Here is a 23,773-nt window from a genome sequence, read left to right as displayed (position 1 = left end):
GCTGGCAAAGTTGGCGAGTTTGCCGCTTTCATTTCGCCTCGGCGCGGGTCTGTCCCCGCGCCGTGCGAATGAAGGTAGGAAACGTGAAGTCATCTGTGTCCCGGGCCCTCGTGGCCGCGTCCGTCGCGGTCGCGCTGGGCCTGACGGCAGCGTGCGGCAGTGACGACGACGGCAAGAAGCCGTCGGAACCGGCCAAGTCCGCGCAGGACTCGAAGCCGTCCGCCAAGAAGGCGGCCGCGCTGTCCGCCGCCGACCTGGAGAAGGCGGTGCTGGCCAAGGGCGACCTCAAGGGCTACAAGATCGAGAAGCTGTCCGCCGCGGACATGCCGGCACAGACCGTGGCCGCCGCCCCGGCGACCTGCCAGCCGCTCGCGGACATGTTCATGTTCGCCACCGACCCGGCGTCGAAGGCCCGCCTCGGCCGGACCATGACCGGTCCCGACGAACTGGACGCCACGATCATCACGCTCGCGCTGCTCGCCCATGAGCAGGACGACGCGGAGAAGGTCATGGACGGTCTCCGCACGGCCACGCAGAAGTGCAAGGCGTACGAGCACGCCGGCTCCAAGTACCGCGAGGTCGCGGCGCTGACCGCCCCGAAGACGGGCGACGAGGCGGTCTCGTACAAGGTCGTGGGTCTCATCGAGGGCCAGAAGACGCCGATGAGCTTCACGGTGGTGCGCAGCGGTTCGACGCTTGCCGCCTTCTACTCGATCAATCTGCTCAAGCCGAAGGAGTTCGGCGTGCCGGAGAAGATCGTCGAGGCGCAGGTCGCCAAGGTCGAGAAGCTGTAGGTCGCGAGTCGCCGCCTGCAAGCGCGAAGGGCCCCGCGGGACGGATCCGCGGGGCCCTTCGCTGTCGGCACCGACGTCAGGGCGGCGTCGGTGCCTCGGGGCGGCGCCGGGGGAGTGCGCCGCAGTTCAGTGCGCCGGTGGCCGACCCGGCGCACTGAGGGCGCGCGCGTGGTATCGACCAATGGCAGTGAGGCGATGGACGGACCCCGCGGCCCGCCCTCCCAGGCATCGTGCTCGATGGGTTCTCGGGGACGCAACCATTTCGACGCATCTATTTCGACCCCATCTATAGCGATCTATAGCGATAAGGGTCGGGGGGCCGGACGGCGGATTCCGGACAGGGCCGGAGACCGGGGATCGGGGCGACACCGCGGCGGAGGTGTGAGGTAAGCGGGCTGCGGCGCTGGGATCGCGGCGGCAGGCGGCAGGCGGTTCGGGGTTCGAGGTCCGTCGGGACGGAGGCCGGTCGGCCCCGGGCGTCCCCGGAGCCGACCGTTCTCTTGGGTGACCGGGCTGCTGTCCCCTGCCGTCCGGTCACGTCACTGAAGCGAGGTCCCACGGCGTACGACATGATCCGTACGCCTCATCGCTCCAGCGGAGCCACGCGTGGTTCTTGCGGCCCGCCCCTGGCTGGCACGGACATCGGGACCAACGAAGCCCGGCCGGAACCGGTCACGCGCCGTACGGGTGAGAAGCGATCCGAACTCGGGTCCGGTCCGCAGGACGCCTGCTCAGACACGGCCGCGGCTCAGCTCCAGGAGCGTCATCGCGAGCGTCGTGCCGGGCTTGCCGAGCGCGTCCCTGTAGTGGGCGAGGATCTCCATCTCCCGGGAGAGGTTCACGCGGCGCCCGCCCGAGGTGATCCGGGCCTCCTGGATCACGGCCGAGACGGCCATCCGTTCCTGGACGAGGCCGATGATCCGGTCGTCGAGCGCGTCGATCCGCTCACGGGCGTTCTCGATCACACCGGCGGCTTCGGGGGTGCGGGCGCCGGTCTTCTCGGCGGGGGTGGTGGCGGTGGCAGTGGTGGTGGCGGTCATGTGGGGCTCCTCGTGATTGTCGGGTTCGGGGTCCGGGTTCGGGGTTCGGGTTCCTGAGGTGGCGGTGATTCCCGTGATCCGTTGATCCGTTGATCCGTCGACGGATGAGGTGCCCCGGAGCGACAAGGCCCGGAAATGACAGAACGCCCCGGGCCTTGTCGGCCCGGGGCGCCTGGGAAGTCGCTTGTCAGTGGATCAAGCAGCTCGACCATGGCAGCCGGCGGGCCGGTTGCCATAGGTAAAGAGGAAGGCGAGGTGCTTGTTCACGGGGCCAGTATGCCCCCACGCCCGTGGGCCGGGTCAATCCGTCCGGCGGGCGGCTCGGATACTGAGACGGCTGTCCAGACGGCGCTCGCCGGGGGCAAGGTCCGTCGGATGCGACGAGGAAGGCCACGTCGAGCCCGGTAGAATCGACAAAACAGACCCCCTGCACACGCACTGAGCCTCTCGCTCAACGCTCAACGCCGGAAGGCCGCCGCCGTGCCATCAGCGCCCCACGCTGCCGCCGCTCCCGACACCGTTCTGGTCGTCGACTTCGGAGCGCAGTACGCCCAGCTCATCGCCCGTCGCGTCCGTGAGGCACGGGTCTACAGCGAGATCGTGCCGAGCACGATGCCCGTCTCCGAGATGCTCGCCAAGAAGCCCGCGGCGATAATCCTCTCCGGCGGCCCCTCCTCGGTGTACGCGGAGCACGCGCCCACCCTGGACCGCGCCCTCTTCGAGGCCGGCGTCCCCGTCTTCGGCATGTGCTACGGCTTCCAGCTGATGGCGGCCACCCTCGGCGGCACCGTCGACAACACCGGCGCGCGCGAGTACGGCCGTACGCCGCTCGCCGTCTCCAAGGCCGGCTCCACCCTGTTCGAGGGGACGCCCACCGAGCAGTCCGTGTGGATGTCGCACGGCGACGCGTGCAGCGCGGCGCCCGAGGGCTTCACGGTCACCGCGTCCACGGACGTCGTGCCGGTCGCCGCCTTCGAGGACGACGAGAAGAAGCTGTACGGCGTGCAGTACCACCCCGAGGTGATGCACTCCACGCACGGCCAGCAGGTCCTGGAGCACTTCCTCTACCGCGGCGCCGGCCTCAAGCCGGACTGGACGACCGACAACGTCATCGACGAGCAGGTCGCCGCGATCCGCGAGCAGGTCGGCACCAAGCGCGCCATCTGCGGCCTGTCCGGCGGTGTGGACTCCGCCGTCGCCGCCGCCCTCGTGCAGAAGGCCATCGGCTCGCAGCTGACCTGCGTGTACGTCGACCACGGTCTGATGCGCAAGGACGAGACCGAACAGGTCGAGAAGGACTTCGTCGCCGCGACCGGCGTGCAGCTGAAGGTCGTCGACGCCCAGGAGCGGTTCCTCGCCGCCCTCGCCGGGGTCTCCGACCCCGAGGAGAAGCGGAAGATCATCGGCCGCGAGTTCATCCGGGTCTTCGAGCAGGCCCAGGCGGAGATCATCGCCGAGGCCCCCGGCGACCAGCCGGTCGAGTTCCTGGTCCAGGGCACGCTCTACCCCGACGTGGTCGAGTCCGGCGGCGGCACCGGCACGGCGAACATCAAGTCCCACCACAACGTGGGCGGCCTCCCCGAGGACCTCGAGTTCAAGCTCATCGAGCCGCTGCGCAAGCTGTTCAAGGACGAGGTCCGGATGGTCGGCGCCGAGCTCGGCCTGCCGGACGAGATCGTCCAGCGCCAGCCGTTCCCGGGCCCCGGCCTCGGTATCCGCATCGTCGGTGAGGTCACCAAGGAACGCCTGGACCTGCTGCGCGAGGCCGACGCCATCGCCCGTGAGGAACTGACGAAGGCCGGTCTCGACCGCGACATCTGGCAGTGCCCGGTCGTGCTGCTCGCGGACGTCCGCAGCGTCGGCGTCCAGGGCGACGGCCGCACCTACGGCCACCCGATCGTGCTGCGCCCCGTCTCGTCCGAGGACGCCATGACGGCCGACTGGACGCGCATGCCGTACGACGTCCTCGCCAAGATCTCGACCCGCATCACGAACGAGGTCGCCGATGTGAACCGCGTGGTCCTCGACGTCACGTCGAAGCCGCCGGGGACCATCGAGTGGGAGTGACCTCCCGCACGCCCTGAACGGCGCCGTCCACCTCCCCCGAGGCAGACGGCGCCGTTCGCTTTGCGGGGTGTGCGGTGCAAGGTGTGCGGTGCGGGGGTCTTCGGGGTGCGGCGCTGGTCGGGGTGCGGGAAGCCGCCGGCTGGGAGATCGCCGGGCGGGAGGCCGCCCGGCGGGAGGTCGCCGGGTGGGAGGTCGCCGGGTCAGGTCCGGCGCGTCGTCCGCAGCGGCGCGCCCGGCTTCCACAGATGCACCGCCAGGTACTTCCCGTCCTCGATGTACGTGCGGACCACCTCCGTCAGCTCGGTGCGGAAGAGATGGAACGCCGTCGGATCCGGCGGATTGACCGCGTCGGCATACCGCGCGACGACCTGTGGGTCCCGCACCTCGACCGCCCGGCCCGCGATACGGACGTCGCCGTCCGCCATCTCCGGATCGGACCCCGGATTCGACTGGAGCGCGAAGCGCGGGTCCCGGCGCAGGTCCAGCGCCTTCCGGGAGCCGGGCATCATGCCCAACCACAACTCCCCGGACAGAAAACGGACTTCCAGCCCGCTGGTACGCGGCGACCCGTCCTTGCGCAACGTGGCGAGGACATGGTGCGTGAACACCCCGAAGCGCTTCTCGACGATCTCGGCGAGTCCGGGCTCCGCCACGGCGAAGGCTTCCCAGTTGTACGACATGCCTTGAGTGTGGCGCCGATACCAGACATCTCCTGTCGCCTTTGCACGCCCCACTCTCCTGGTCTTCCACGCTCCCGCGCTCCCGTCCCTCCCACCGGGCGGCGCCCCCCTGTTCACCTGCACGTACCACCGGTACCTTCCGCCTCGTACAGCCAGGGATGGAGGACACATGCAGGCGCCCACACCGATACCCGTCGAACGGTTGCAGTTCGCGATGCCGCCCGTGCACGACTCGCCGGCGGACGAACGGCGGTACCGGAAGGAGCGCCTCGCCGGAGCGCTGCGGATCTTCGGGCGGCTCGGGTACGAGGACGGGGTCTCCGGGCACATCACCGCGCGGGACCCGGAGCACACGGACTGCTTCTGGGTGAACCCCTTCGGGATGCCCTTCAAGCACATCACCGTCAGCGACCTCGTCCTCGCCAACGCCGAAGGGCAGGTGGTCGAAGGGCGGTATCACGTCAACCAGGCCGCCTTCACCGTGCACGCCCAGGCGCACCTGGCCAGGCCCGACGTCGTCGCCGTCGCCCACTGCCATTCGCTGCACGGGCGCGCGCTCTCCACGCTCGGTGAACTCCTCGACCCGATCACCCAGGAGGCCTGCGCCTTCTACGAGAGTCACGCCCTGTACGACGGTTACACGGGCGTCGTCGTGGACGCCGAGGAGGGGCACCGGATCGCGACCGCGCTCGGCGGCCACAAGGCGGTGATCCTGCGCAACCACGGCCTGCTCACCGTGGGGGACTCCGTCGACGCCGCGGCCTGGTGGTTTCTCTCCATGGAGCGCTCCTGCCAGGTCCAGTTGAGCGCACGGGCCGCGGGCCGCCCGGTGATGATCGGCCACAAGCAGGCGGTGCAGACCCGCGAGCAACTCGGCAGTGACCTGGTCGCGTGGATCAACTACCAGTCGCTGTGGCAGGACATCAGCCGTAGCGAACCGGACCTGCTGGCCTGAGCCACCGGCCGGCCTCCTCGACCACCCCGTCAACACGCGTGTGGCCCATTCACCCCCGCTGACCTGACCCGTGGGATTCGTTCGCCTTTCAGTGCGGCACAATTCCCCTTCTCTGCAAGGAAGTTCACGACAGGCCTCACAGGCGTCGAGGCTGGGGAAGGCGGCGTACGCGGTGGCGGTGCAGGAGGCGAGACAAGATGCGCACGGGGGAGGGTGCACGTGCGGCGGCTGCCCACACGGCGCGCGCGAGGGGCACCGGCGCGCCGTGGCCGCGTTCCTCACCAGACGGGACGAACTGGCGGCCGGGCAGGGGCTGCCCGCAGCCGTCGCCCACTCTGCGGGCGCGTCGCGCCAGTGGGTGTCGGACGAGCTGACGCAGTCCGCCCGGACCGTCGCCGAGCGCGGCAGGGAAGAGGGCGAGGCCTGGCTGCGGCGCCTGTGGACACGCACACTCGGTGTCGTTTGGGGCTCCTTCGCCGTCCTCCTCCTCGTCCAGGCGTTCACCGCGATCGGCGCCGGCTGGACGGCGGCGCGTACCGCGGGCCTACTCGCCGGGCTGGTCGTGGGCGGGCTGCTGACCGGCGCGGCATACGTCCACCGGGAGCGCGGCGGCGTCCTCGCACCGGTCATCGGCGAGGACAACCGGCTCTCCACGTCGCGTGCCGTGGCGGCCTGCTGGGTGCTCCTGGTCGTCTTCTCGGTGCTGGTCCTCGCCGGGCAGCTGGCCCTGGCCTCCGGGCACGGGCGACGCGACGAGCTGATCGCCGGGCTGGAACTCGGCCGCGCCGCGGGGGTCGTGACCGTCCTCGCCGTGGTGTGCGGGGTCGCGGTCCTCGTCCGCAGGGTCGTCGGCCTGCGCGTCCTGGGCCAGCGGCTCCAGAAGGTGCCCGCGGACCGGCCCCGGGCCGCCGACCCGCTCACCGACGACGCGGGTCGCGGCAGTTTCACCGACGCGCAGTACGTCCTGGTCAGCGCCGTCGCCGTGGTCTTCGCCGCCGTCCGCCTCGCGCGGCGGCCCGAGCAACTGCCCGATCTGCCCTGGGGACTCGCCGTACTGGTCCTGGTGTCGGCCGCGACATACCTCGCGGGGAAGTACTCCGAAGGCGGCCGTCCCGTGATCCTCTCCGTCGTCCGGGCGCGGGAGGCCGGTGATCTCGACGCCCCGATCCGCACCGGCGACGACATCGAGATCCGCGGCGCGGGCTTCGTGCCACCCGGTGCGGGTGACGCGGACCGGCTCGCCCGCATGGTCGTCCGGATCGGCGCCGTGCATGTCCACGTACCGCTCGTGCCGGTGCCCGGTGGCTTCAGCAACCCGGCCGACACGACGCTGACCGTGCCCGTCCCGGTCGATGTCGAGCCGGGCCGTGTCGACGTGCAGGTCGTCACCGCCGCGGGTGTGGAGACGAACCGCGTCACGATCGACGTCACGGACTGAGCCCACACCCCCAGCCATCGGCCGACCCACTTCGGCTGACGCATCAGACCCCCCTTGACGTCGATGTTCGGTGTCGTGAAATTCCCGCCGCAGAGCGGTGAGCAGCGGACCCTTCTCCTACGTATGGTCGGAAGACGGGCTACGGGAGAGGCGGCACAGCCATGGCTCACGGCATGCGGACGGACAGCCACACCGGATACCGACGGCGGGACGACTGGCGGCGGTCCGCCACCCGCTATGCCCTGCTCCCTCTGCGGATCTTCCTCGGCGTCACCTTCATCTACGCCGGCCTGGACAAACTCACGGACAGCACCTTCATGCGCGCCGACGGAGTCGGCTCGATCGGCGCGACGATGGAGGGCGTCCGCGACATCTCCGCGATCCCCGCTCTGGTCGACCTCTCCCTCAAGAACCCCGTCGGCTTCGGCTACGCCATCGCCCTAGGTGAACTGATCGTCGGCATCGGCACCCTGCTCGGCCTGTTCGCCCGCGTCGCCGCTCTGGGTGGTGCGCTGATCTCGCTCAGCCTGTGGCTGACCGTCAGCTGGGCCGAGGAGCCCTACTACTACGGCAACGACTTGGCGTACCTGATGGCATGGCTGCCGCTGGTGCTCGCCGGGGCCTCCGTCCTCTCCGTGGACGCCATGCTCGCCGCCCGCCGAGGGGACCCCTGGGACTCCGCCAAGCCCTGGGCTCGCGGCCACCGATGATTGGGGCTTACTCCCGCGGCTCCTCGCCGCCCCGGGTGCGGCCGCTGCGACGGGCCGGGCCGTGCGGGCGTATCCCATGGATCGCCGCCGCCACGCCCGCGACCAGCAGGCCCACCATCACCAGGGGGAGCGCCACGAACCACGGCGCTTCCCACGCGCCGCCCGCGTCGCCCACGTACACGACGGCGACCGCCAGCAGGGAGAGGCCTGCCACCAGCTTGCCGGGGTGAAGTTCATGACGTAGCACGGGCCACCTTCGCTTGTCCGACGCCCACTTCGAGCCGCAGATCGATCGTGCCGCCGTCCTTGCCACCGGTGGGCGGCTTCAGCGTCACCTTCTTCTCCCGGCCCGGTGCGATGTCCAGGTCTTTGCCCTTGTCGTTCGGCAACACGATGTCGCCGACGCCCACTTCCGCGTGCAGCCGCACGGTGGCGTCCTTCGGCACGATCACCCTGAGGTCACCCGCGCCGGCCTCGGCGCTGATCTCCAGCGTCCGGCCCTTGCCGACGTCGATCTTGCTCAGGTCGAGTGTGCCCGTACCGAGACCCAGTTCGTACTGGGGGCGGACGTCCGCTGTCGTCGCCGGTATCCAGTCGGTGCGGGCGTAGTGCGTCGTGATGTTCTTCGGGAGGGCCGCCGTGGCCGCGAGGAGCCCGGCGGTGAGCACCGCGAGCACGATCGAACCCGCCCCCGTGCGCCCCAGGAAGGCGCTGATCGCGATGCCGAGACCGAACACCGCGAGCGCGCAGGCCAGGCCGGTCTGAAGCGTCGTGCCGAGGGGCTGGCTCTCCCAGGTCAGGCCGGTGCCGAGACCGCCGGCGACCAAGGCGAAGAGGAGCACCCAGCCGCCGATCCACCGCGGCCCGCGCGGCTTGGGCGGCGGGGCGGCAGCGGTCTCGGCGCGGGGCACGCCTTGGTGGCCCGTCGGCTGGTAGGCGATGTCGAGGCCTTCCGGCCCCCAGAAGTAGCCGGAGAGCCCGTCGTGTGTGCCGTCCTTGACGATCGGGTCACGCCACCAGGAAGGACTCCCGGCGACGGGCGGGGCCTTCGCCTCGGGCGGGGCGTCCGCCGCGGCCTGTGCGGCGACCGGGTCCGAGTCCGGGGCCCCGCGCTGCTGCGACCAATACCCCGCGCCCGCGAGGAGAAGGGTCAGGACGGCGGCGAAGGTGAGCGCCCCGCCGTTGTTCAACAAGGTGAGGAAGACGCCGCAGCCGACGAGCGCGAAGAGCACGGCCGTCAGCGCCTGGCCGTCCACCCGGCCGGAGAGGAGCCTGCGCGCCTCGTTCTCCTCCTCGTCCTCGTACGGCACGAAGAGCCAGGCGAAGCCGTAGAAGACCAGGCCGAGGCCGCTTGTGATGGCGAGGACCGCGACGCCGATGCGGAAGATCACCGGGTCCATGTCGCAGTGCCGCCCGAGCCCCGCGTACACGCCGCCGAGCCTTCTGTGCCGACGGTCGCGGCGGAACTTGCGCTCCTCCACGGGCAGGCCCGGCTCATGACCGGCCGCGGGAGCGTCCGGCGCGCCGTACGCATCGCGCAGGGCGTCGCGGATGGCGGCCTCGGTCTCCGTCTCGGCGGGCTGCTGATCTGTCATGTGTCCATGGTGACCGCCCCGAGCCCGCCGCGGCAGTCGGGAAGACCCTGGCCCGACCCTGATATCTCCCCTGAGACTCCTCGGGCTCGCACCCTGACAGGGGCGGGGCAGGGGTCGAGATCAGGGAAGTCTCGGGGATCGACCCTGATGCCCCCGTCCGCGCCCGCGTGTGAATATCGAGGCATGCCGGAAGCCGCCGCACCTCCCCTCGACGACGTCCGACCGCTGCGCAAGCTCTACCGCAGCGGTGACGGGCGTTGGCTCGGCGGTGTCGCACGCGGTCTCGCGGGACATCTCGGACTGCCCGTGATCTGGGTCAGGCTCGTCTTCGTCGGCCTGTTCACGGCGGACGGCCTCGGCGCTCTGCTGTACGCGGCGTTCTGGTTCTTCGTCCCGCTCGGTATCGGCGGTGTCGACGCCGAGCGGCCACCCGCGGCCGTCACGAGCGAGACATCCGCCGACGGCCGCCGCAGACTCGTGGCCCGCAAGCCGGACAAGGGACAGATCGTCGCGCTCCTCGCGATGGTCGTCGTCTCCATGGTCTTCGTCGGCAACGTGGACCTGGACGGCTCGACCAAGGCGTATGTCGTCCCCACCCTGCTCGTCGCCGCGGGCGTCGCCCTGGTCTGGCGGCAGGCCGACAACGCCCGCCGGGCCCGCTGGATGGCCGTGGGCAGGCGCAGACGCACCCTGACGCTCGCCCGCTCGGCCGCCGGTGTCCTCCTGGTCGGCGCCGGGGTGACCGGCATCTTCGTGCTCCAGGGCTCCGCCGCCCACCTGGGCGCCGTGCTCCAGGCCGCCCTCGCGGTGCTCGTCGGCATCGCGCTCCTCGCCGGCCCCTATCTCGTCCGCATGGCGCAGGACCTCTCCGAGGAGCGGCTGATGCGCATCCGCGCCCAGGAGAGAGCCGAGGTCGCCGCCCACGTCCATGACTCCGTCCTGCACACCCTCACCCTGATCCAGCGCAACGCGGAGAGCCCGGGCGAGGTGCGCCGCCTCGCCCGGGCCCAGGAGCGCGACCTGCGGGCCTGGCTCTACAAACCCGAGGGCAACGGCAAGGACGAGGACGAGGAGCCCGACACCCTCGCCGAAGCGGTGCGCCACAGCGCGGCGGAGGTCGAGGACAAGCACGGCGTCCCGATCGAGGTCGTCGTCGTCGGCGACTGCCCGCTCGACGACCGCCTGACCGCGCAGATGCAGGCCGCGAGGGAGGCCATGGTGAACGCCGCCAAGTACGGTGGCGAGGGCGGCGCGGTGCAGGTCTTCGCCGAAGTCGAGGGAGAGACGGTGTTTGTGTCCGTCCGGGACCGCGGCCCCGGATTCGACCTGGACGCGGTACCGGACGACCGCATGGGCGTACGAGAATCGATCATCGGCCGCATGCAGCGCAACGGCGGCACGGCGCGACTGCGCGCGGTGCCGGGCGGCGGCACGGAAGTCGAGCTGGAGATGGAGAGGACGGCGACGACATGAGCGACGCGACCGAGGCGGGGGAACCCGCGGAGCCGACCGGGTCGGACGAAGGCGGTGCGGGCGGGCGTCGTGTGCGAGTCGTCCTGGTCGACGACCACCGGATGTTCCGCACCGGGGTGCAGGCGGAGATCGGCCGGACCGAGATCACGGGCGTCGAGGTGGTCGGTGAGGCCGCCGACGTCGACCAAGCGGTCACGGTCATCACGGCCGCGCGCCCCGAGGTCGTCCTCCTCGACGTGCACCTCCCCGGGGGTGGCGGCGTGGAAGTGCTGCGCCGCTGCGCGCCGTTGATGTCCGACGCGGAGAACCCCGTGCGCTTCCTGGCGCTCTCGGTGTCCGACGCCGCCGAGGACGTGATCGGTGTCATCCGGGGCGGTGCCCGCGGCTATGTCACCAAGACCATCACGGGCACCGACTTGGTCGACTCGATCTTCCGTGTGCAGGACGGCGACGCGGTGTTCTCGCCGCGGCTGGCGGGTTTCGTGCTGGACGCCTTCGCCTCCACCGACGCGCCCCCGGTCGACGAGGACCTGGACCGGCTCACGCAGCGCGAGCGGGAGGTCCTGCGGCTCATCGCGCGGGGGTACGCGTACAAGGAGATCGCCAAGCAGCTCTACATCTCCGTGAAGACGGTCGAGTCGCATGTCTCGGCCGTCCTGCGGAAGCTCCAGTTGTCCAACCGCCATGAGCTGACGCGGTGGGCGACGGCGCGACGGCTGGTCTGAGGGGGCATGGCCTGCGCGTGAGACCTGCGGGCCTCAGTGCGGGATGCCGCCACGTGCCGGGGCCGGTGTCGGGGCAGGGGCGGCGCCGAGCCTCCGCAGGGCCCAGCGGTAGTGGCCGAGGGCCTTGGCCGCGCCCAGCAGGCCCGTCAGCCACAGGATCAGGCCGACGCCCATGCCGAGGACGACGTCGGCGTAGGTCTGGCGGCCAGGTTCGGCGTAGGCGGCCGACGCGAAGGACACCCACAGGCCGAGCGCGCACACGGCGAGGGAGGACAGGATCCAGAGGAGGCTGAGGCCGGGGGCGCGCAGCCGGGCGTCGGACGCCGGGTGGCGGTCCAACGTGACCCAGGCATCGGCGAGTTCCCGTATCCGCCGGTCGCGGCGGATGCTGAAGACGACGCCGACCACAGCGGGGGCCAGCGCCGCGAGGCCGAGGACCGCGAGGACCGGGCCGAGGATGATGCCCGTGGCGTCCTCGTCCTCGATGAGTTTGACCGGCTGCATCAGCAGCGCCCAGCCGATGACGGCAGCGGCTCCGCACAGCCACAGGAAGAGGAGCCGGTGCACTCCCAGATGCCGCCTGCGCAGTTCATGAAGGGCCAAGCCGCGGTCGGTCAGCAGGGCCTGCCGGTCGGGCCAGGTGCGCAGATACGGGGGCGGGGGAGGTGGCGGCAACGTACGGCTGGGCATGGACCCGACAGTACTGCGAGCCGCCGGGTCACTTCACGCCACCCGCGTGGCACCGGCGAACGGCATCTGGTCGATCGGGGCGAGCCGGACCCGGGCGCTCGGGTTGGGGGCGTGGATCATCTGGCCGTTGCCCACATACATGCCGACGTGGGTGATGCCCGAGTAGAAGAACACCAGGTCACCGGGGCGCAACGCGGAGCGCGGGATACGCTCGCCCGCCGCGATCTGGGCGTAGGTGGTGCGGGGCAGCGACACACCCGCCGAGCGGTACGCGGCCTGGATCAGCCCTGAGCAGTCGAAGGCGCTCGGGCCCGTCGCGCCCCACACGTAGGGGCTGCCGATGGCTTTGTACGCGTAGGAAACGGCGGTGGCGGCGCGGGCGTTGGGCGCCTTGGCGGCGCCGCTCGGGGGTGTGTCACGGGCCTTGGAACGGTCGGCCCGGCCGCTGTGACCGCCCTGGTCCTCGTCCGCGAGCTTCGCGAACTCCACGCGCTGTTCCTCGGTGAGCCGGGCCAGCAGCCGCTTGGCCTCGCCGAGCTTGCCGGTGACGGTCTTCTTGTGCTTCTTCAGGTCCGCCTGGCGTGCGCGGAGGGTGGCCAGAAGGTCGTCGGCCTCCGTACGCAGCTGGTCGAACTCCCGGAGCTTCTTGCGTACGCCGCCGATGGCCGCGGCCTGCCGGCTGCCCGCCCGGTCGGCGAGGGAGGCGCGGTCCAGGAACTGATCGGGGTCCGAGGAGAGCGCGAGTTGCACGGAGGGGTCGATGCCGCCCGCGCGGTACTGCGCTGTCGCGTACGAACCCAGGCTGTTGCGGGCGGCATTGAGTTTCTCCGCCTTGCGGGCCGCCTCGTCGCGCAGCTCGCCGAGCGATTCCTCGGCCTTCTCGGCCTTCTCCTTCGCGCCGTTGTACTTCTCGGTGGCGATCTCCGCCTCGCGGTAGAGCGCGTCGACCCTGGACTTCACCTCGGAGAGGCCGGGCCGGGGATCCGCGTGCCCGGAGCCGTCGAGCGCGGTCACCGAGGCGGCTCCCGCGAGGGCGAGGGTGACGGCGGTGCGGGCCGTGTGGCCGCTGAGCGAGCGCTGTCGGGGCTTGCGGTGCGCTGCCACGGAGGAGCTCCTTACCTGGCCGGCGGCGGCCCGCAAAGGGGGAGCGGGCCGCCGCCGGGTTTCTCGGCGGTGGTGGCCGACTGCCGCCCTGAGCGGGGCGGCGGTGGGGAGCCGGTCACCTGGTGAGGACGCTAAACGTGGGCGTCACGGCGTGGAGGTGGATTGTGCGCAACTGCCGGAGAAGGTCGGAATCGTTACTGCGCCTGTCCGTGCTGCTGACGGGTCGGTGACGGCTTGGCGGACGGCCGTGACCAATGTGACGGTTCGCGCCCTGGCGGCCCGGCGGAGGGTGCTATGGGGCCGCCTGCGGGGAGCGGTACGGGTCCGGGCTAGGCTCCGGCCCATGGACGTACTCATCCATCTCTTCGTCGGCCTGCACATCATCGGCATCGCCTCGCTCCTGGGCGGCTTCCTGACCCAGATGAAGCAGATGGGCCAGGGCACCGCCCGCTTCGGTCCCGCGATGCTGCACGGCGCGCTGATCATGCTCGTCACCGGCGTCGCCCTCGTGGGTCTCAACCAGGCGGACGGCAACGCGGTCAACAACATCAAGATCGGCATCAAGATGGCCGTGCTGATCGTGATCCTCGCGCTGGTCTATGTGAAGCGGGACGAGGAGAAGATCGACAAGGGTGTGTTCGGCGCGGTGGGGCTGCTGACCACGGCGAACATCTTCATCGCCGTGCTGTGGACCTGATCCCCGCAACCGGCCCTCTACGCGCGCGTGGCCCGCGCTCCTTCGGGAGTGCGGGCCACGCGCGCGTAGAGGGTGACTTTCCGCGGCTATGCCGGGCGCACCACGCTGTGGATCGGCATGTAGTAGATCGATTCGACGCGGACCTTGGCGCCCGGCTTCGGGGCGTGGATCATCTTGCCGCCGCCGATGTAGATCCCCACGTGGCTGATGTCGTCGTAGAAGAAGACCAGGTCGCCCGGCTCGGCGTCGGCGGTCTTCACGGTCGTGCCGGCCTTCACCTGGTCCCAAGTGGTGCGGGGCAGGGTGATCCCCGCCGCCTTCCAGGCGTCCTGGGTGAGCCCGGAGCAGTCGTAGGAGTCGGGCCCGGTCGCGCCCCAGACGTACGGCTTGCCGATCTGTGCCTCCGCGAAGTCGATGACCTTCGCGGCCTTGGTGGCGTAACTCCCGTCGGTGCTTCCGGAGCCCGAGCCGCCACCGGAGCCCGAGCCCTCGCCAGAGCCCGAGCCTGAACCCGAGCCGGCGCCGGAACCCGATCCGGAGTCCTGGCCCTCTCCCTGCCCCTGCTCCTCCCGCTCCTTCCGGGCCGCCTCCTCCGCCTTGCGCTTGCGCTCCGCCTCGGCGGCCTCCTTGCGGGCCAGCTCCTCGGCCTTGCGCTTGGCCTCGCGCTCCCTCTTCCGCTCGATCGCGGCGAGCCGGGCCTTCTCCTCGGCGGTCAGCTCCGAGAGCAGTTCACGCGCCTCGCCCAGCTTCTTCTGGACGGTCTCCTTGCTCGTCCTGAGATCGTCCCGCGAGTCGCTCAGCGTCTCCACGCTCCGCGCGGCCTTCGTACGCTGCTTCGTCGCCGACACCTGCTGAGCCTGGTAGTCGTCGACGGCCTTCTTCTGCCGCTTGGTCAGCCGGTCCGCCAGGTGGTTCTGGTCGAAGAAACCCTGCGGATCCTTGGCGAGCATCATCGTGGCGGTGTGGGAGACGGCCCCGGTGCGGTACTGGGCGGCGGCGATGGAGCCGAGCTCCTGGCGCGCCTCGTTCAGCCTGTCCGCGCGCTCGGCCACGTCGTCGAGCAGCCGGTCGGCCTTCTTGCGCTGCTTCTCGGTCTTCTCCTTGGCCGAGTTGTACTTCTGGGTGGCCACGCCCGCCTGGTGGTACAGGTCGTCGACCTTCTTCCGCACCTCTTCGAGGCTGGGCTTCGCCGGTGCGGAGGGGGCCGCCTGCGCCGTCTGTGACAGGAGCGCCACGGAGGTGAAGGCGGCCGTCGTGATGCCGACGGCGGGGGCGGTGCGTATTCCGGCTGTCCGGGTCCGCGGCTTGCGGTGCGACGCCAAGGGAGGCGACTCCTTCCGTAGACCGCCTACCGGGTTAGCTGTCGGGTTCGGGCGGATGGTCCGGAAGGTTGCCCTACGGTCCCGTACTGCGTACGGGACCGATTCACCCCAGGTTTTCGGTGGGTCCCCGGCTCCGAACAGGTCGGACTCGGCGGAGGCAACCCGTTCCCGGCGGGATTCGCCGGTGGGAGGACGAGCGGCCCGCGGAGCACGCTAGCCAACTCGTGTGGCGCGTGTGAAGGTTGATGTTCGTTATGCCCGATACATTTCCGTTACTTTCCGGGGCACCGGGGCCGGGCAGGCGGCGCTGTCGCGGAGCGTGACCAGGTGTGGGCGTGGCGTAGGTGAGGCGTAGGCAGGCGCAAGCCGGACGGGCTTCGGGAGGAAGGTGGCCGGAACCCGGGGCGGGTTGTCAGTGGGGCCGCCTAGACTCGGGAGGCGATGAGCAGCCTCTTTGATGACAGCTTCCTGGCGGACCTGCGGCCTTCCCGGGCCACGGACGAAGAGCCCCCGCCGCCGCCCGAGGACAGCGCTCCGGAACCGGTTCCGGACGACTTGTTCGACGGGAAGTTCGACGTGCCCATGACCCGGGACACGCACTACCGCGACGGGGCCCCGCGCCCGGTCATCGACCCGGCGGCGCTCCTGGAGGGGCTGAACGAGAACCAGCGTGCGGCGGTCGTGCACGCCGGCTCCCCGCTGCTCATCGTGGCCGGCGCCGGTTCGGGCAAGACCCGCGTGCTGACCCACCGCATCGCGTATCTCCTGGCGGAGCGCGGCGTGCACCCGGGGCAGATCCTCGCGATCACCTTCACGAACAAGGCCGCGGGCGAGATGAAGGAGCGCGTCGAGCAGCTCGTCGGCCCCCGGGCCAACGCGATGTGGGTCTCGACCTTCCACAGCGCCTGCGTCCGCATCCTGCGCCGCGAGTACAAGAAGCTCGGCTTCACGTCCTCCTTCTCGATCTACGACGCCGCGGACTCCAAGCGTCTGATGGCCCTGGTCTGCCGCGACCTGGACCTCGACCCGAAGAAGTTCCCGCCGAAGTCCTTCAGCGCCAAGATCTCGAACCTGAAGAACGAGCTGATCGACGAGGAGGACTTCGCCGGACAGGCCGCTGACGGCTTCGAGAAGACCCTCGCCCAGGCCTACGCCATGTACCAGTCACGCCTGCGTGAGGCGAACGCGCTGGACTTCGACGACCTGATCATGACGACGGTCCACCTCCTGCGCGCCTTCCCGGACGTCGCCGAGCACTACCGCCGCCGCTTCCGGCACGTCATGGTCGACGAGTACCAGGACACCAACCACGCGCAGTACGCCCTGGTGCGCGAGCTGGTCGGCCCCTCCGGTGGCGAAGGTGACGACCCGGCGGAGCTGTGCGTGGTGGGTGACGCGGACCAGTCGATCTACGCCTTCCGCGGCGCCACGATCCGCAACATCCTCCAGTTCGAGGAGGACTACACCGACGCGACCACGATCCTCCTGGAGCAGAACTACCGCTCCACGCAGACGATCCTGAGCGCCGCGAACGCGGTCATCGAGCGGAACGAGAGCCGCCGCCCGAAGAACCTGTGGACCAACCAGGGCGCGGGCGCCCGCATCACCGGCTACGTGGCAGACACCGAGCACGACGAGGCGCAATTCGTCGCCGACGAGATCGACCGGCTCACGGACGCGGGCGACGCGAAGGCCGGCGACGTCGCGATCTTCTACCGCACGAACGCCCAGTCGCGTGTCTTCGAAGAGATCTTCATCCGCGTCGGCCTGCCCTACAAGGTCGTCGGCGGCGTCCGCTTCTACGAGCGCAAGGAGGTCCGCGATGTGCTGGCCTACCTGCGCGTTCTCGCCAACCCCGAGGACGCGGTCCCGCTGCGCCGTATCCTGAACGTCCCCAAGAGGGGCATCGGCGACCGCGCGGAAGCCATGATCGACGCGCTCTCGCAGCGCGAGAAGATCTCCTTCCCGCAGGCGCTGCGCCGCGTCGACGAGGCGTACGGAATGGCGGCCCGCTCGACCAACGCCGTCAAGCGGTTCAACACGCTCATGGAGGAGCTGCGGACCGTCGTCGAGTCCGGCGCGGGCCCGGCCGTCGTCCTGGAGGCCGTACTCGAACGGACCGGCTACCTCGCCGAGTTGCAGGCCTCGACCGACCCACAGGACGAGACCCGTATCGAGAACCTCCAGGAACTCGCCGCCGTCGCCCTGGAGTTCGAGCAGGAGAACGCCCAAGCGGCCGGTGCCCAGGAAGACGGCCAGGCGGAAGGCCCAGCGGAAGGTGACGAAGGGGCCGCCGCCCCGGCCGGCACGCTCTCCGACTTCCTGGAGCGCGTCGCGCTCGTCGCCGACTCCGACCAGATTCCGGATGAGGAGGACGACGGCTCCGGAGTCATCACCCTCATGACGCTCCACACCGCCAAGGGCCTCGAATTCCCCGTGGTCTTCCTGACCGGCATGGAGGACGGCGTCTTCCCGCACATGCGCTCTCTCGGGCAGGTCAAGGAGCTGGAGGAGGAGCGCCGCCTCGCCTACGTGGGCATCACGCGCGCGCGCGAGCGGCTCTATCTGACGCGGTCCTCGATGCGCAGCGCCTGGGGCCAGCCCTCGTACAACCCGCCGTCGCGCTTCCTCGAAGAGATTCCGGATACGTATCTGGACTGGAAGCGGAAGGGCTCTGTCGGCGCCCTCGCGTCGTCGGGTCCCGCCGCGGGCATCGCCTCGTCGCTGTCCTCGTCGCGTTCGCGCACGGGCGGCGCGCAGGGCTTCGCCACGCGCCGCGCCTCGGAGAAGCCGGTGGTCTCGCTGGCGGTCGGGGACCGGGTCACGCACGACCAGTTCGGCCTCGGGACCGTGGTCGGAGTGAAGGGCACGGGTGCGAACGCCGAGGCGACGGTGGACTTCGGCGAGCCCAAGCCGAAGCGGCTCCTGCTGCGGTACGCGCCGGTCGAGAAGCTGTAACGCCTCGGGCGGCGGCCGGAGTTACGTTACGTCGGGTCGAGGTCGTGGCTGCGCAGCCACGGCAGCGGGTCGATCGCCGAGCCGCCGCTGGGGCGCACCTCGAAGTGCAGATGCGGTCCCGTGGAGTTGCCGGAGTTGCCGGAGAAGGCGATGACCTCGCCCGCCTTCACGGGCCCGGTGGAGATCTTGTGCGTGGAGAGGTGGCAGTACCACGTCTCCGTGCCGTCCTTGGCGGTCACGATCGCCATGTTGCCGTAGGCGCTGTTCCACTTCGTGGAGACGGTGCCGTCGGTCGCCGCGAGGACTTCCGTGCCGTACGACACGGGGAAGTCGATGCCGGAGTGGGCGGACATCCAGTTGACACCGGCCTGGCCGTAGTAAGCGCTCAGTCCGTGCTGCTTGACCGGCAGGGAGAACTTGGGGCGGAGCCGCTCCTTGCGTGCCGCCTCCGCGGCCGCCTTCTTCTCGGCGGCCACCTGCTCGGCCTTGAGGTCGATGCGCTCCTGCGTGCGGCTCGCGCGGTCCGCGAAGTCACCGGCGTCCGCGGAGAGGTTCGCCAGCTGGGTGTCCAGCTTGTTGTTGGCGGTGGAGGGCTTCACGGACGTGGTGTCCGGGGCCGAGGCGGTCGTGTCCTTGGCCTCGTCCCCGCCGAAGCTGCCCACGGAGGCGGCGGCCACCCCGGCGACGCCCATCACGCAGGCGGACGGCACGGCGACGGTGAACAGGGCGGAGCGCTTGGCGGGGGTGCGGCGGCGGGTCCGGGACCGGCCCGCGCCGGAGCCGCCGTTCCTGCCGCGGGCGGCGGCGCGTGACCCCGGAGCCGGGCTTTCCGAAGCCGGCTCGGGCTCCGTGGCCGTGTAGGGGGCGTCGGCGGCGATCTCGTACTGCTCGGTGAGTTCGTACGGCTGCGGATTCTCGGATTCCGCGGTGTCGTACGGGTGGGGCGCGTCGTGCGGCTCGTGCGACGTGTCGCGCGCCCCTTGGTTCGGGTGCGCGCCGTTTGCTTCGTGCGCTTCGTTTGCCTCGTGCGCCTCGGATGTCCCGTGCGTTTCGTCGGGGGAGTTCCACGCCGCGGCGTCGAACGTGCCCGTCTCGAAGGCGCCCGTCTCAAAGGTCTGCGTCTCGAAGACCTGCGTCTCCCACTGGCCGGTCGAGGGCCCCTGGTTCCAGGCGGTGGCGTCCCACTGACCCGAGCTGTCCGGGCCCGGCTGGGCCGGAATGTCGGCGAGGTGCTGGTAGTCGCCGGTCGTCCACGCGGAGGTGGTGTCGTAGCTGCCGGTGTCGTACGCGACGGCGTGGTGCTGCCCGGCGTACGCGTCGTAGTCGGCCGTCTGCTGCTGCGTGGTCGTGGTGGTCGCCCACTGGCCCGTGCCGTACTCGGTGCCGGGCATGTCGCCGAAGAGCGGATCGGTGGCGAACGTACCGGTGTCGAAGCTGCCGGTGCTGAAGCTGCCGGTGTCGAAAGCGCCGGTGGAGTGGGCGTCGTAGCCGTAGCCGCCGTGCTCGGCGCTGTGTGGATCGTACGTCGCGTAGTGCGCGTAGTCGGCGCCAGGTGCCGAGGGCTGGGGAGTCGAGCTCCCCGACGGGTGACGGTCGTTCACCAACTTCTCTTTCGCCTCGGCAGCAGGGGCAGAGCAGTGCGGCGACTGTACCCGGCGGTATACGGGCGCGACAATCTTCGGCAGGTTTCGCCCTCTCAGGAAACGGGCATTCGGCCGTCTTTCGGGGGACTGTGGGCACAGCCTTGGCCCTGCGTTCGAGTTGTGTTCGAGGTCCGGGGGCGTGGATCGGGTCCGTGACCCGATGCCCGGCCGTGGTCAGGCGACCGTGAGTCCGCCCGGTTCTTGCCTCGCGTCGGTTCCTGGATTCGTCAGGTCGAGTGCCTGACGTACGCCGTTCGCCACCGCCGGGTGCACCGGCAGGGCGAGATGGCCGATTCCGGTTACCCGGATGTTCTGCGCGAGCAGGTCGGGGTGGTCTACGCACGCCGTTTCCGGCGGGTCCATGATCTGGTCCAGGTCGCTCCAGAAGCTCACGAACTGGGTGCGGCAGTCCGGCGCCGGTTCCCTCAGCTCCTCGATGACGGCGGAACCCGGGCGCATCTGCCGCACGATCGGATGCGCGTCCGCGAGCGGCGCGACCCGCGTGCCCGCGTGCGGAGTGCCGAGCGTGACCAGTGTGCGTACGCGTATGTCGCCGCCGAGGCGCTGCGCGTAATAGCGGGCGATCAAGCCGCCGAGGCTGTGCCCGACGATGTCCACCCGGCGGTGGCCCGTGCGCTCGCAGAGTTCCTCGACGTGGCGGCCGAGCAGCTCGGCGGCGGCAGGGACGTCACAGGTGAGCGGCGAGTAGTTGAGGGACTCCACGCGGCGTCCGCCGTCCTGGGCGAGGGCGCGGCGGAGCAGGACGAAGACGGAGCGGTTGTCGATGAAGCCGTGCAGGAGAAGAACCGGAGGCCTGTCGTCGGCGGGGAGGCGAGGGGCGTCGGGCGGCGGCTGGACGGGGGCCGTCCGGCGCTCCTGGGCGATGCCCGAGGGGTAGAGGACGAGGTGGCCCGCGAGGATCGCCAGTTCCAGGGCGGTCGACTTCAGGAGGGCCAGGGAGATGCGGCCTGCCGCTTTGGCGTGCAGGGCAGTCAGGGAAGGCAGCCGGGGCAGGGTGGGCAGCGAAGGCAGCGTCGGTAGTGCGGGCAGCGTCAGCAGTGCGGGCAGCGCCGACAGCGGGGGCAGGGCGGGCAGGGCCGACGGCGTCAGGAACGCGGGCAGGGTCGGCAGCCCGGTCAGGTCTGGCAGCGGAAAGCCGCGGAAGCGAAAGGGGCGGGCGCCTGTGACCGGCATCGTCGACCTCCCGACGGCGCGCGGGAGGGCGTCTTCGTCCCCCGTGCGCCCTAGGGGGAGTCGTGGGCGAGGAGTCGGCTCCGCGAAGGCGCGCGGTGCCGCCGTGGTGTGGCGGCTCCGTACCCCCGTGACGTCGCCGGTGCACCGGACCACCATGCCGTGCGGCTGACGGCATGGTGGTGCGGCGATCTCGTTGCGGCTCCCCTCGCGCCTGATCCGGGTGCGGAGCGTGAACCCCTGGTTGGTGGACGGCGCGCAGCGAACATGTCCCAACGTGTGATTTCCCCCTCCCTCTCCACCGTGAAACTGCCGCTTGCGCGATGCTGTGGATAACGTTCGTTCACTTCCCCGGCCGGTGTGGTGCGGGGTATCTGTGCTTGGACAGATGGTTGTCAGTACGGATATCGGTACATGGAGGCAGTGATGGGTGTGGCAGCCGGGCCGATCCGCGTGGTGGTCGCCAAGCCGGGGCTCGACGGGCACGACCGCGGGGCCAAGGTGATCGCGCGGGCGCTGCGTGACGCCGGTATGGAGGTCATCTACACCGGGCTGCACCAGACGCCCGAGCAGGTGGTGGACACCGCGATCCAGGAGGACGCCGACGCGATCGGCCTCTCCATCCTGTCCGGGGCGCACAACACGCTGTTCGCGCGGGTGCTCGAACTTCTGAAGGAGCGGGACGCGCAGGACATCCTGGTCTTCGGCGGCGGGATCATCCCGGAGGCGGACATCGCGCCGCTGAAGGAGAAGGGCGTCGCGGAGATCTTCACCCCCGGAGCCACCACGACCTCGATCGTGGAATGGGTGCGGGCCAACGTGCAGCAGCCCGCCGGGGCCTGAAACCTGCGCGGTCCCAGGGCGGTGGTTCCGGGGCTCCCGCCTGCCTCCTCACGTGCCCCCGCCCTCCGTGCGGGGTTCGGGGAGCGGCGGGAGTTCGTCGCGTATGGCCGCGCGCAGGCGCAGCGTGGTGACCAGGCGTTGGAACGCCTCCGACCAGTAGCTGCCCGCGCCCGGTGACGCGTCCTCCGGTTCGTCCGGGATCGCGGTGAGCGCCTCCAGGCGGACCGCTTCGGAGGGGTCGAGGCAGCGCTCCGCGAGGCCCATGACCCCGCTGAAGCTCCAGGGGTAGCTGCCCGCGTCCCGCGCGATGTTCAACGCGTCGACGACCGCGCGGCCCAGCGGCTCGGCCCAGGGGACCGCGCACACCCCGAGCAGCTGGAACGCCTCGGACAGGCCGTGCGCGGCGATGAAACCTGCGACCCACTCCGCCCGGTCCGCCGAGGGCAGCGAGGCGAGGAGCTTGGCGCGCTCGGCGAGCGACACGGCTCCGGGGCCCGCGGCGTCCGGGGACGCGGGCATGCCGAGCAGGGCCCTTGACCAGGCCGCGTCCCGCTGGCGCACGGCCGCGCGGCACCACGCGGCGTGCAGCTCGCCGCGCCAGTCGTCGGCCACCGGGAGCGCCACTATCTCGGCCGGCGTGCGATTCCCCAGCCGGGTGCGCCAGGTGGCGAGCGGGGCGGCCTCCACCAGCTGGCCCAGCCACCAGGAGCGCTCGCCCCGGCCGGCCGGGGGTTTGGCGACGACGCCGTCCCGCTCCATGCCCGCGTCGCACTCGTGCGGGGCCTCGACCGTGAGGGTCGGCGTGCTCGACACGTGGTCCACGGCCACGCAGGAGGCCGCCCGCGCGGCCATCCGCCCGGCCAGTGCCGAGTCGGGGAGCGCGGAGAGCAACTCCGCCGCCGTGGACCGGACGTTTCGGCTGCGGTCGGTGAGGGCCTGCTCGAGGAACGGCTCGTCCGCGGCGGACAGGCCCGTGCGGAGCGAATCGAGGAACATCAGGCGGTCCTCCGCGCGCTCCGTCGGCCAGGTCGTGGCGAGCAGCTGCCGCGCGGCATGGGCGTCGCGTGCGCGGAGCGTGGTCAGGAGCGCGACCCGTTCGGCGAAGAGGCCCTCTTCCCACAGCTGCCGGACCTTGGGCGCGTCGTCCGTGGAGGGCAGGGCCACGCCGCCTCCCGGAGTGGCCCGGAGCGCGAACTTCCAGTCCGGGTTCAGACGGGCCAGCCACAGGGCCCTGGGGCCCGCGAAGGCGAGCGCCTGGGGACGCAGGTCCGTACGGCCGCGCGCCGCGTTCAGGAGGGCGGGGAGCAGTTCGGGCGGCGCGCCGTACCCCCGGGCGTTGGCCAGGGCGAGCCACTGGGGGAGCAGTTCCATCAGGTCCGGCGTCGCGCCGCGTCGGCCGCCGCTCCCGAGGCCGGGCTGGTCGGTGAGCAGCGTGGCGAGCCTGCGGCGGGCCGCGGGCGGCACCGGCGGCCTCGGGTCCCGCGCCGCCGGCTCGGGCGGGGTGGCGGCCGGTGCCGGGCGCAGTCCCGCCCTGCGGCGTACCGTCTGCACCGCCGCCTCGTCGAGGAGGGCGAGCGGTGGCTCCTTGCCGGGGGTGTGGAGCGGGTCGGGCAGCGCGCGGCGGTCGGTGCCGAGCAGCGCCGCCGTGATGAGGTCCTCCCAGGCGACGCGGGGGGACGTCGAGGCGGCATCGGGCGGGCGTACGGAGGCGGCATCGAGTGCCCGGGGGGTCCCGGCTGCCGGGGGTGTCACGGGTGCCGTCACCGTCCCGGTTGCCGTCGGTGTCCCGGGCGTCGAGTGTGTCCTGGGCGCTGTGTGTGCCCCAGGCGCCGTGGGTGTGGTCGGCAT

General features: G+C 71.1%; 20 protein-coding genes and 1 riboswitch. Of the genes, 10 read left to right on the top strand and 10 right to left on the bottom strand.

All coding sequences use genetic code 11. The annotated features are described in order from the left end of the window. The first annotated feature begins 83 nt into the window (after positions 1-83). A complete protein-coding gene (locus ACF062_RS15985) occupies positions 84-794 on the top strand; it encodes a hypothetical protein (protein WP_392138543.1) in 711 nt (236 codons plus the stop codon). A 731-nt stretch (positions 795-1,525) separates the two neighbouring features. Here ACF062_RS15985 and ACF062_RS15980 read toward each other — a convergent pair. Next, positions 1,526-1,834, bottom strand: a complete 309-nt coding sequence (locus ACF062_RS15980) for a chorismate mutase (RefSeq protein ID WP_392138542.1) — start codon at positions 1,832-1,834, stop codon at positions 1,526-1,528. A gap of 480 nt (positions 1,835-2,314) precedes the next feature. Here ACF062_RS15980 and guaA point away from each other — a divergent pair, with 480 nt between their 5' ends. After that, positions 2,315-3,901, top strand: a complete 1,587-nt coding sequence (gene guaA, locus ACF062_RS15975; protein ID WP_392138540.1) for a glutamine-hydrolyzing GMP synthase — start codon at positions 2,315-2,317, stop codon at positions 3,899-3,901. Positions 3,902-4,101: 200 nt separating this feature from the next. Here the strand turns inward: guaA and ACF062_RS15970 are convergent, their stop codons facing one another. Further along, positions 4,102-4,581 (bottom strand): pyridoxamine 5'-phosphate oxidase family protein, encoded by a 480-nt coding sequence (locus tag ACF062_RS15970; RefSeq protein ID WP_392138538.1) that lies wholly within the window; start codon positions 4,579-4,581, stop codon positions 4,102-4,104. A gap of 169 nt (positions 4,582-4,750) precedes the next feature. Here ACF062_RS15970 and ACF062_RS15965 point away from each other — a divergent pair, with 169 nt between their 5' ends. From ACF062_RS15965 to ACF062_RS15955, 3 genes are all read left to right on the top strand, one after another. Further along, positions 4,751-5,536 carry a class II aldolase/adducin family protein gene (locus ACF062_RS15965; protein ID WP_392138536.1) on the top strand — a complete coding sequence of 262 codons (786 nt, stop codon included), beginning with the start codon at positions 4,751-4,753 and terminating at the stop codon, positions 5,534-5,536. A 172-nt stretch (positions 5,537-5,708) separates the two neighbouring features. Next, entirely contained in the window at positions 5,709-6,974 is a 1,266-nt protein-coding gene (locus ACF062_RS15960) for a hypothetical protein (RefSeq protein WP_392138534.1), read from the top strand. A gap of 161 nt (positions 6,975-7,135) precedes the next feature. Continuing rightward, positions 7,136-7,684, top strand: a complete 549-nt coding sequence (locus tag ACF062_RS15955; protein WP_392138532.1) for a DoxX family protein — start codon at positions 7,136-7,138, stop codon at positions 7,682-7,684. A 7-nt stretch (positions 7,685-7,691) separates the two neighbouring features. Here ACF062_RS15955 and ACF062_RS15950 read toward each other — a convergent pair whose 3' ends face one another. Together ACF062_RS15950 and ACF062_RS15945 are read right to left on the bottom strand one after the other, a co-directional pair. Beyond that, positions 7,692-7,931, bottom strand: a complete 240-nt coding sequence (locus ACF062_RS15950; protein WP_392138531.1) for a hypothetical protein — start codon at positions 7,929-7,931, stop codon at positions 7,692-7,694. After that, complete coding sequence (locus ACF062_RS15945; RefSeq protein ID WP_392138529.1) at positions 7,918-9,279, bottom strand: PspC domain-containing protein; 1,362 nt, start codon at positions 9,277-9,279, stop codon at positions 7,918-7,920. The genes ACF062_RS15950 and ACF062_RS15945 overlap by 14 nt, the downstream gene beginning before the upstream one ends. Before the next feature lie 183 nt (positions 9,280-9,462). Here ACF062_RS15945 and ACF062_RS15940 point away from each other — a divergent pair, with 183 nt between their 5' ends. Both ACF062_RS15940 and ACF062_RS15935 read left to right on the top strand, forming a co-directional pair. Further along, complete coding sequence (locus tag ACF062_RS15940) at positions 9,463-10,752, top strand: PspC domain-containing protein (protein ID WP_356575542.1); 1,290 nt, start codon at positions 9,463-9,465, stop codon at positions 10,750-10,752. Further along, positions 10,749-11,477, top strand: coding sequence for a response regulator transcription factor (locus tag ACF062_RS15935; protein WP_320590172.1), 729 nt, complete (start codon positions 10,749-10,751; stop codon positions 11,475-11,477). The genes ACF062_RS15940 and ACF062_RS15935 overlap by 4 nt, the downstream gene beginning before the upstream one ends. A gap of 33 nt (positions 11,478-11,510) precedes the next feature. On the opposite strand, the gene ACF062_RS15930 is transcribed toward ACF062_RS15935, so the two are convergent. Both ACF062_RS15930 and ACF062_RS15925 read right to left on the bottom strand, forming a co-directional pair. Beyond that, entirely contained in the window at positions 11,511-12,167 is a 657-nt protein-coding gene (locus ACF062_RS15930; RefSeq protein ID WP_392138527.1) for a hypothetical protein, read from the bottom strand. A gap of 33 nt (positions 12,168-12,200) precedes the next feature. Continuing rightward, on the bottom strand, positions 12,201-13,271 hold the full coding sequence (locus ACF062_RS15925; protein WP_392138525.1) for an NlpC/P60 family protein: 1,071 nt from the start codon (positions 13,269-13,271) through the stop codon (positions 12,201-12,203). 343 nt (positions 13,272-13,614) lie between these two features. Between ACF062_RS15925 and ACF062_RS15920 the strand changes: the two genes are divergently transcribed. Then, the gene (locus tag ACF062_RS15920) at positions 13,615-13,968 is read left to right on the top strand and encodes a hypothetical protein (protein WP_392138523.1); all 354 of its coding nucleotides are present in this window, start codon (positions 13,615-13,617) and stop codon (positions 13,966-13,968) included. A gap of 86 nt (positions 13,969-14,054) precedes the next feature. Here ACF062_RS15920 and ACF062_RS15915 read toward each other — a convergent pair whose 3' ends face one another. Continuing rightward, positions 14,055-15,290 carry an NlpC/P60 family protein gene (locus tag ACF062_RS15915; protein WP_392138521.1) on the bottom strand — a complete coding sequence of 412 codons (1,236 nt, stop codon included), beginning with the start codon at positions 15,288-15,290 and terminating at the stop codon, positions 14,055-14,057. Between the two features lie 7 nt (positions 15,291-15,297). After that, positions 15,298-15,454, bottom strand: a riboswitch (cyclic di-AMP (ydaO/yuaA leader). Between the two features lie 277 nt (positions 15,455-15,731). Here ACF062_RS15915 and pcrA point away from each other — a divergent pair. Continuing rightward, entirely contained in the window at positions 15,732-18,248 is a 2,517-nt protein-coding gene (gene pcrA / locus ACF062_RS15910; RefSeq protein WP_392138519.1) for a DNA helicase PcrA, read from the top strand. A 26-nt stretch (positions 18,249-18,274) separates the two neighbouring features. Here the strand turns inward: pcrA and ACF062_RS15905 are convergent, their stop codons facing one another. Together ACF062_RS15905 and ACF062_RS15900 are read right to left on the bottom strand one after the other, a co-directional pair. After that, positions 18,275-19,849: a peptidoglycan DD-metalloendopeptidase family protein gene (locus ACF062_RS15905; RefSeq protein ID WP_392138517.1), complete on the bottom strand. Its 1,575-nt coding sequence runs from the start codon at positions 19,847-19,849 to the stop codon at positions 18,275-18,277. A gap of 216 nt (positions 19,850-20,065) precedes the next feature. Then, complete coding sequence (locus tag ACF062_RS15900; RefSeq protein ID WP_392138515.1) at positions 20,066-21,085, bottom strand: esterase/lipase family protein; 1,020 nt, start codon at positions 21,083-21,085, stop codon at positions 20,066-20,068. Between the two features lie 423 nt (positions 21,086-21,508). Between ACF062_RS15900 and ACF062_RS15895 the strand changes: the two genes are divergently transcribed. Then, on the top strand, positions 21,509-21,925 hold the full coding sequence (locus tag ACF062_RS15895) for a cobalamin B12-binding domain-containing protein (protein ID WP_205036198.1): 417 nt from the start codon (positions 21,509-21,511) through the stop codon (positions 21,923-21,925). A gap of 48 nt (positions 21,926-21,973) precedes the next feature. On the opposite strand, the gene ACF062_RS15890 is transcribed toward ACF062_RS15895, so the two are convergent. Next, on the bottom strand, positions 21,974-23,773 hold the full coding sequence (locus ACF062_RS15890) for a DUF5691 domain-containing protein (RefSeq protein ID WP_392138513.1): 1,800 nt from the start codon (positions 23,771-23,773) through the stop codon (positions 21,974-21,976).

The organism is Streptomyces sp. NPDC015345 (assembly GCF_043078805.1).
Taxonomy (GTDB): Bacteria; Actinomycetota; Actinomycetes; order Streptomycetales; family Streptomycetaceae; genus Streptomyces.
The sequence above is the reverse complement of the archived record's forward strand: the minus strand, read 5'-3'. Positions and strand labels throughout refer to the sequence as shown.

Coding starts and splice junctions, on each gene's coding strand:
- ACF062_RS15980 (WP_392138542.1), bottom strand. CDS start 1,834: ATGACCGCCACCACCACTGCCACCGCCACCACCCCCGCCGAGAAGACC.
- ACF062_RS15970 (WP_392138538.1), bottom strand. CDS start 4,581: ATGTCGTACAACTGGGAAGCCTTCGCCGTGGCGGAGCCCGGACTCGCC.
- ACF062_RS15965 (WP_392138536.1), top strand. CDS start 4,751: ATGCAGGCGCCCACACCGATACCCGTCGAACGGTTGCAGTTCGCGATG.
- ACF062_RS15955 (WP_392138532.1), top strand. CDS start 7,136: ATGGCTCACGGCATGCGGACGGACAGCCACACCGGATACCGACGGCGG.
- ACF062_RS15945 (WP_392138529.1), bottom strand. CDS start 9,279: ATGACAGATCAGCAGCCCGCCGAGACGGAGACCGAGGCCGCCATCCGC.
- ACF062_RS15940 (WP_356575542.1), top strand. CDS start 9,463: ATGCCGGAAGCCGCCGCACCTCCCCTCGACGACGTCCGACCGCTGCGC.
- ACF062_RS15935 (WP_320590172.1), top strand. CDS start 10,749: ATGAGCGACGCGACCGAGGCGGGGGAACCCGCGGAGCCGACCGGGTCG.
- ACF062_RS15930 (WP_392138527.1), bottom strand. CDS start 12,167: ATGCCCAGCCGTACGTTGCCGCCACCTCCCCCGCCCCCGTATCTGCGC.
- ACF062_RS15920 (WP_392138523.1), top strand. CDS start 13,615: ATGGACGTACTCATCCATCTCTTCGTCGGCCTGCACATCATCGGCATC.
- pcrA (WP_392138519.1), top strand. CDS start 15,732: ATGAGCAGCCTCTTTGATGACAGCTTCCTGGCGGACCTGCGGCCTTCC.
- ACF062_RS15900 (WP_392138515.1), bottom strand. CDS start 21,085: ATGCCGGTCACAGGCGCCCGCCCCTTTCGCTTCCGCGGCTTTCCGCTG.
- ACF062_RS15895 (WP_205036198.1), top strand. CDS start 21,509: ATGGGTGTGGCAGCCGGGCCGATCCGCGTGGTGGTCGCCAAGCCGGGG.
- ACF062_RS15890 (WP_392138513.1), bottom strand. CDS start 23,773: ATGCCGACCACACCCACGGCGCCTGGGGCACACACAGCGCCCAGGACA.